At 70.9% G+C, this 6,926-nt stretch carries 5 protein-coding genes; all 5 read left to right on the top strand.

Annotated features, from left to right (window positions below; all coding sequences use genetic code 11):
* Positions 1-166: 166 nt before the first annotated feature.
* The 5 genes from CCR87_RS05635 (at position 167) to ggpS (ending at position 6,794) form a co-directional block, all read left to right on the top strand.
* Entirely contained in the window at positions 167-1,609 is a 1,443-nt protein-coding gene (locus CCR87_RS05635) for an NAD-dependent succinate-semialdehyde dehydrogenase (protein WP_201156587.1), read from the top strand.
* Between the two features lie 57 nt (positions 1,610-1,666).
* A complete protein-coding gene (locus tag CCR87_RS05640) occupies positions 1,667-3,037 on the top strand; it encodes an aspartate aminotransferase family protein (RefSeq protein WP_201156588.1) in 1,371 nt (456 codons plus the stop codon).
* A gap of 225 nt (positions 3,038-3,262) precedes the next feature.
* Positions 3,263-4,375, top strand: coding sequence for an NAD(P)H-dependent glycerol-3-phosphate dehydrogenase (locus tag CCR87_RS05645; RefSeq protein ID WP_338048881.1), 1,113 nt, complete (start codon positions 3,263-3,265; stop codon positions 4,373-4,375).
* 104 nt (positions 4,376-4,479) lie between these two features.
* A complete protein-coding gene (locus tag CCR87_RS05650) occupies positions 4,480-5,259 on the top strand; it encodes an HAD-IIB family hydrolase (protein WP_201156590.1) in 780 nt (259 codons plus the stop codon).
* A complete protein-coding gene (gene ggpS, locus CCR87_RS05655; RefSeq protein WP_201156591.1) occupies positions 5,256-6,794 on the top strand; it encodes a glucosylglycerol-phosphate synthase in 1,539 nt (512 codons plus the stop codon). The genes CCR87_RS05650 and ggpS overlap by 4 nt, the downstream gene beginning before the upstream one ends.
* Positions 6,795-6,926 lie beyond the last annotated feature (132 nt).

A 6,926-nucleotide genomic window follows, 5' to 3' on the forward strand; every position in this document is an offset into this window, starting at 1 on the left:
GCCCACCCACCCCGCGCGCATCGAAGCGGGCGGGTGCCGGGGGCCGATCGTCCGGATGCGGCGGTGACAAAAGACGAACCATCTGCGGTGGCGGGCCGGACGCAGGCGGGTCATTCCCGCCTGCCGTGGCACGATGGGGCACCACCAGTCACCACAGGGGATCGCCATGGGTGCCACCGCACGACGCAACGCCGCCACCGCGCAGGACCTGCGCGCCACGCTGGAGGACCCGACGCTGCTGCGCACGGAGGGGTTCATCGGCGGCTGGGTGGCCGCAGCGGACCGCTTTGCCGTCACCGACCCTGCAACCGGCGCCGCCGTGGATGCGGCCCAGGCGGCGTTTGCGCTGTGGTCCGTGACCTTGCCGCAGGACCGCGCCGCCCTGCTGCGCCGCTGGCACGACCTGATCCTGGCCCACCGCGAGGATCTGGCCCGCATCATGGTCGCCGAGCAGGGCAAGCCCCTGTCGGAGGCGCGCGGCGAGATCGACTACGGCGCCTCTTTTGTCGAATTCTATGCCGAGGAAGCACGCCGCCCCAACATCGAGGGCGTCACCTCGCACCTGCCCGACGCCGAGGTGGAGATCTGGCGCGAGCCCGTCGGCGTGGCAGCCCTCGTGACGCCGTGGAACTTCCCCTCGGCGATGCTGACGCGCAAGGCGGCGGCCGCGCTGGCGGCGGGGTGTTCATGCGTGGCGCATCCGTCTGCGGAAACGCCGCTGTCGGCGCTGGCGCTGGCGGAACTGGCGGTGCGCGCGGGCTTTGCCCCGGGCCTGTTCAACGTGGTGCCGGGCGATGCGCCGGAGATCGTGGGCGCGTGGTGTGCCGACCCGCGGGTGCGGGCGCTGTCGTTCACCGGCTCGACCGAGGTGGGGCGGTTGCTGTATCGCCAGTCCGCCGACACGGTGAAACGCCTGGTGCTGGAGCTGGGCGGGCATGCGCCGTTCATCGTTTTTGCCGACGCCGATCTGGACCAGGCCGTGGACGAGGCGGTCAAGGCCAAGTTCGCCACCACCGGGCAGGACTGCCTCGGCGCGAACCGCTTCTACATCGAGCGCGCGATCTATGAGCCGTTCTGCGCGAAATTCGCCGAGGCGATCCGCGCGCTGACGTTGGGTCCGGGGATGGAGGACCGGGATCTGGGCCCCCTGATGCACGAACGCGCCGTGGCCAAGCAGGAGGCCCATGTCGCCGACGCCGTGGCCCGTGGCGCGCGCTGTCTGGTGGGCGGGGCGCGCGATGCGCAGGGGCCGCTGTTCTATCGCCCGACCCTGCTGGTGGATGTGCCCGACGATGCCCGGATCATGTCCGAGGAAACCTTCGGCCCCGTCGCCGCCGTCACGGTCTTTGATACCGAGGCCGAGGCGCTGGCCCGCGCCAACGCCACCGAATACGGGCTGGTGGCGTATCTGCACACCATGGACCCGCGCCGGATCTACCGCGCCGCCCGTGCGCTGCAGTTCGGCATGGTGGCCGTGAACCGCACCAAGGTCACCGGCGCGCCGGTCCCCTTTGGCGGGATGAAGCAGTCCGGGATCGGCCGCGAGGGCGCGCGCTGGGGCCTCGAGGCGTTCACCGAGATCAAGTATGTGTGCCGCGACTGGCACTGAGGCGCCGCCGAAAGACTGACACCGAGGCGCTGCCGAAAGAGTGAAAAGGACCGCGATATGCTGACCAACGACCAGCTGGCGAAATGGGACCGCGAGCATTTCTTCCACCCCTCCACCCATCTGGGGCAGTTCGCGCGCGGCGAGGCGCCGCAGCGCATCATCACCGGCGGCGAGGGGGCGACCATCGTCGACCGCGACGGCACCCGCCTGCTGGACGGCTTTGCCGGGCTTTACTGCGTCAACGTGGGCTATGGCCGGGCCGAGATCGCCGACGCCATCGCCGAGCAGGCGCGCGAGCTGGCGTATTACCACGCCTATGCCGGGCACGGGACCGAGGCGGCGATTACGCTTGCCCGCATGGTGATGGAGCGGGCGCCCGACCACATGGCGCGGGTGTATTTCGGGCTGTCCGGGTCGGACGCGAACGAGACCAACATCAAGCTGGTGTGGTACTACAACAATATCCTGGGCCGGCCGGAGAAGAAGAAGATCATCTCGCGCTGGCGGGGCTACCACGGCTCGGGGCTGATGACGGGCTCGATGACGGGGCTCGATCTGTTCCACAGGAAGTTCGACCTGCCGCTGGCACAGGTGATCCACACCGAGGCGCCCTATTTCTATCGCCGCCCCGACACGGCGATGTCGGAGGCCGCCTTTACCGCCCATCTGGTGGCCGAACTGGAGGCGCTGATCGCGCGCGAGGGCGCGGACACCATCGCCGCCTTCATCGGCGAGCCGGTGCTGGGAACGGGCGGCCTCGTGCCCCCGCCCGCCGGCTACTGGGAGGCCGTGCAGGAGGTGCTTGCGCGCCACGACATCCTGCTGATCGCCGACGAGGTCGTGACCGGGTTCGGCCGTCTGGGCTCGATGTTCGGCAGCCAGCATTACGGGCTCAAGCCCGACCTGATCACCATCGCCAAGGGACTGACCTCGGCCTATGCGCCGCTGTCGGGCTCGATCGTGTCGCAGCGGATGTGGGATGTGCTGGCACGCGGCACGGACGAAAACGGCGTGATGGGGCATGGCTGGACGTACTCTGCCCATCCCATCGGCGCGGCCGCGGGGGTGGCCAACCTGGCGCTGATCGACCGGCTGGGGCTGGTGGAGGCCGCGGGCCGGGTCGGCGCGCACCTCAACACCTGCATGGCCGAGGCGGTGGGCGATCACCCCAACGTCGGCGAGGTGCGCGGCGAAGGCATGCTGTGCGCCGTCGAGCTGGTGGCCGAGCGTGATCCGCGCCGGTTCTTCGACGCCTCCGAAGGGGTCGGCGCCAAGGTCGTGGGCGCGATGCTGCGCCATGGCGTGATCGCCCGCGCGATGCCGCAGGGCGATATCATCGGCCTCGCGCCGCCGTTCTGCCTGACGGTGGAGGAGGCCGAGCGCATCGCCGGTGTCACCGCCCGCGCCATCACCGAGGTGCTGGGCTGACGGCCCCCCCCTCGAGGCCGCGTCTCCGGGCGCGGCCCCGGGGGTGGAACGCCCGCCATGCTGCCTGTCTGAACCGACCCGCGTGGCTGGCCGCGCCGTGACACCGCGACCGGCGGGCGGTGCCGGTCGCGCGGGCACACCGTGTCGATCCGGGCCGCGCGGGGGGGCGGCGGTTTGACCCCGCGCCGTGCGGTCCCTATATCGTGGTGATCCATGGAGGCAGCGGTGGACATATCGACGATCCCGGCACCCTATGGGCGCATCACGGTTCTGGGCGGCGGCGCCTGGGGGACGGCGCTGGCGGTTGTCGCGGCCCGCGCCGGACGTGAGGTGCGGCTGTGGATGCGCGACGCCAGACAGGCCGAGGCCACCGCCCGCACCCGCCACAACCCGCGATACCTGCGCAAGACGGCCCTGCCGGACGGGCTGGAGGCGATGTCCGACCTCGCCGCCGCGCTGGCGGGAACCGAGGCCGTGCTGCTGGTCACCCCGTCGGTCACGGTGCGCGACATGGCCGCCCGCGCCGCACCGCTGCTGCCGGCGGGGGTGCCGATCTTCGTCTGCGCCAAGGGGATCGAGGCCGAGACCGGCCTGTTGATGAGCCAGGTCGCCGAACAGGCCGCGCCTGGCCGCCCCATCGGCACCGTCACCGGCCCCACCTTTGCCTCCGAGACCGCGGCGGGGCACCCCACCGCCGTCACCGTCGCCTGCACCACCGGCCCCGACGTGCCCCCCGCCCAGCGCCCCGCCGCCCGCATGGCGCTGTCGCTGACCACCGACACCTTCCGCCCCTATGTCAGCGACGATCTGGTGGGGGTGGAGGTCGGCGGCGCGGTCAAGAACGTCATCGCCATCGCCTGCGGGATCCTCGCCGGGGCGGGGTTCGGCGAAAACACCCGCGCCGCGATCATCACCCGCGGCCTTGACGAGATCAAGGAACTCGCCGTGCGGCTGGGCGGACGGCGCGAGACGGTCACCGGGCTGGGCGGGCTTGGCGACCTGATGCTGACCTGTTCGTCGCCGCAGTCGCGCAATTTCTCGTACGGCTTCCAGCGGGGGCAGGGCGTGGCCGAAGGGGCGGTGTTCGACGGGGCGCCCGTGGTGGTGGAGGGGCGCTTCAACGCCGTCACCGTCACCGACCTGGCCCGGCGGCTGGAACTGAACATGCCGATCTGCGAGATGGTGCGCGAGATCGTCGCCGACGGCCGCCCCATCGGCGAGGCGTTCGCCGCCTACTGGTCGCGGCCCCTGATGGCCGAACCGCGGGCGATGGACCTGACCTTCCCCCACCCCGCCGAGGACGCCGCCGCCCGCCGCTTTGGCGAGATGATGCCCTGAGGCACCCCGGCGCGCACGGTCCGCAGCCGATCCCGCGCGGGTCCCGCGCGCGACACCAGATTTCCCGGCGTGCCGCTTTCCGCGCGCCGCATTCGGAGGATGACATGAAGGATACGCGCCCGGCCGACTGGCGATTCGTTCTGGCCACCGATCTCGATGGGACATTTCTGGGCGGCACGCCGGACATGCGGCGGTGCCTCTACGACTGGATCGACGGCAACCGCCACGAGGTCGGGCTGATCTATGTCACCGGCCGCGACCCGGCGTTCCTGCCGACGATCTGGGACGAAGGGGTGCCGGTGCCCGACTATGTCGTGGGCGATGTCGGCACCACCATCGCGCAGGTTCAGGGCCGCGTGATCGCCCCGATCCCCGCGCTGGAGGCCGACATCGCGGCACGCTGGGGCGACCGCGCCGACACCGTGCGCGCGCTGCTGGCCGGCGCGCCGGGGCTGCGCGAACAGGACACGCCGTTCCGTTATCGCATGTCCTACCATTATGACCCGGCGGCCTTCGATCCCGCCGTGATCCCGCCGGTGGAGGCGCTGGGCCTCGATGTGCTGATCTCGCATGAATGCTATCTGGACGTGCTGCCGGGTGGCGTCAGCAAGGGGCCGTCGCTGCTGCGGCTGATGGATCACCTTGGCCTTGCGCAGGGCCGTGTGCTGGTGGCGGGCGACACGCTCAACGATCTGTCGATGTTCCAGACCGGGCTTGCGGGCGCGGTGGTGGGCGGCTCGGAGCCCGCGCTGCTGGCGGCGGCGCGCGATCTGCCGCGCGCGCATGTCTGCACCGCCCCCGGCGCCGGGGGCATCCTGGAGGCGATCGCCGCCCACCGCCTGCACCCCGCATCCCCGCCCGTCCCTTCGGAGGTCCACCCGTGAGCACCGCCGCACCCGATACCCTCGACGCCCCCGCCGCGCCGGCAAGGAAGTCCGATCTGGTGATCGTCTATCACCGCCAGCCCTACGAGGAGGTGGAGGTCGACGGCCGCATGGTCCTGCGGGAAAACACCAGTCCCAACGGTATTGTCCCCACCCTCAAGGGGTTCTTCGGACAGGTGAACCGCGGTGCCTGGGTGGCGTGGAAGCACGCCGACGACCCCGCCAATCCCGGCTTCGAGCGGGTGATCGAGATCTCCGACAGTTTCGGCACCTATTCCGTCAGCCGCCTGCCGCTGACACCGGCGCAGGTGACCAGCTTCTACCATGTCACCTCGAAGGAAGCCTTCTGGCCGATCCTCCACGGCTTCAAGGAAACCTACAACTACGACCCGGTCGACTGGCCCACCTTCCGCGAAGTCAACTGGGCCTTTGCCGAGGCCGCCGCCGCCGAGGCCGCCCCCGGCGCGGTGATCTGGGTGCATGACTACAACCTGTGGCTGGTGCCCGGATACCTGCGCAAGCTGCGCCCCGACGCGCGCATCGTGTTCTTCCACCACACCCCGTTTCCGGGCGCGGACATGTTCGCCACCCTGCCGTGGCGCGGCGAGATCGTCGAAAGCCTGCTGTCATGCGACGCGGTGGGCTTCCACATCCCGCGCTATGCCCGCAACTTCACTGCCGTGGCCGAATCCCAGGCCGCCGCCGAGGTGGTGGAGGAGATCCCCACCCCCGAGGAGATGGCCCCCATGGGCGGCGCGCTGACCGCGCGGCGGCTGCCGCTGGCGCTGGCCTATCAGGGCCGCCGCATCCGGGTCCACACCAACCCGGTGGGCGCCAACTTCGACTATATCGAAGGGCTGTCGCAGACCGACGAGGTCGCCGAGAAGGTCGAGGAGATCCGCGCCGAAATGGGCGACGCCAAGCTGGTGCTGTCGGTATCCCGCACCGACTACACCAAGGGCAACGTGGAGCAGCTGGAGACCTTCGAGCGGCTGCTGGAGCGCCGTCCGGAGTTGCACGGTCAGGTCCGCCTGATGCTGGTGTCGGTGGGCGCCAACCGCGCCATGGCCGCCTATGAGGAGGTCCAGCGCCGCATCGAGGAGCTGACGGGCCGCATCAACGGCCGCTTCGGCAGCTTCGAATGGCAGCCGATCGCGCTGATCTCCACCGCGATTCCGCTGGCGCAGCTGGTGGCGTATTACCGCGCCGCCGATGTCGCCTCGATCACGCCGCTGGCGGACGGGCTGAACCTGGTGGCCTCGGAGTTCTGCGCGGCCCAGGGTGAGGGCGGGCAGGGGGTGCTGGTGCTCAGCGAATTCGCCGGCTGCGCGGTGACGTTGCAGGGCGCGGTGCCGGTCAATCCGTTCTCGCACGCCTCGATGGACAGCGGGCTGGACCAGGCGCTGGCGATGACCCCCGAGGAGGCGCGCGCGCGGCTGGGCGCGCTGCGCCGGTCGGCCAAGCGCTGGGACATCGGGGCCTGGACCCGTGGCGAGCTGGAGCTGTTCGAGAGCCTGCGCAACCGCGGCGCCTGAGGCCGGCCCGTGCCCCGAATTGGCCCGAAAGAGACCCCGATCCCGCCCGGCGATGGCCCGGATCGGGGGGCATAAGGGTCTCAGCGGCCATGAGGGCCCACCCCGGCGCCGTGGGAACTCCCCACCCTGACC

Source organism: Rhodobaculum claviforme (assembly GCF_016653255.1).
Lineage (GTDB): Bacteria > Pseudomonadota > Alphaproteobacteria > Rhodobacterales > Rhodobacteraceae > Rhodobaculum > Rhodobaculum claviforme.